The 706-nt window shown below is 70.5% G+C and carries 1 protein-coding gene; it reads right to left on the bottom strand.

Going from position 1 to position 706, the window contains the following annotated elements:
• The coding region (locus ACK4TH_RS12620; protein WP_409626944.1) for a TonB-dependent receptor at positions 1-511 on the bottom strand (511 nt) is incomplete at its 3' end.
• Positions 512-706: the final 195 nt, after the last annotated feature.

The following is a 706-nucleotide window of genomic DNA, read 5'->3' as shown; positions in this document are numbered from 1 at the left end:
GGCGGCCGGAGAGGTTCTCGTTGCGATAGCCGTCACGGTCCGGATTGCCCTGCAGGTGGGCGTTGAAGCCGTCGCTGCGCTCCGTGCCAACCCCGAACGCGTAGTCCACCTCCGCGGCACCGCCGCGCAGCGCCACCCCGAGCGTGCGCGTGGCGTCGCTGCCCCATCCCGCACGCACCGACGGAAAGAATCCTCCCTCGCCCTCGCGCGTGAAGATCTGCACGACCCCCGCCAGCGCGTCCGAGCCATAGATCGCGGCGGCCGGGCCGCGCAGCACCTCGATGCGCTCCACCTGCGACAGCGGAATCGCGTTCCAGGTCGCCCCGCCGGTGGATTGCGAATCGATGCGCACCCCGTCGATGAACACCGCGGTGAAGCGCCCCTCGGCGCCGCGCAGGAAGACGTTGGTCGTCGTGCCCGGCCCGCCGTTGCGGCTGATCGTGACGCCCGGCACCCGCGCCAGGACGTCGGCAACGGCGGCCGCGGCGGCGCGCATGAGAGGCTTTTTCATGAAAACACGAACCCGACAAGGATGTCCTCACCGCCTTCCCCGATGGTGCATGGACGCCACAACCGACCCGACCGCATCGAGCCGATCACCACGTTGGCCGGTATCCGGGCTGGTGGAAGCAACCTCCGGCGCCCCGCGCCGCTACCCCACCATCGAGGATGCCATCGGCCACACGCCGCTGGTGGCGTTGCAGCG

The sequence above is a fragment of the Tepidimonas sp. genome (assembly GCF_046292505.1).
Taxonomy (GTDB): Bacteria; Pseudomonadota; Gammaproteobacteria; order Burkholderiales; family Burkholderiaceae_C; genus Tepidimonas.
The sequence above is the reverse complement of the archived record's forward strand: the minus strand, read 5'-3'. Positions and strand labels throughout refer to the sequence as shown.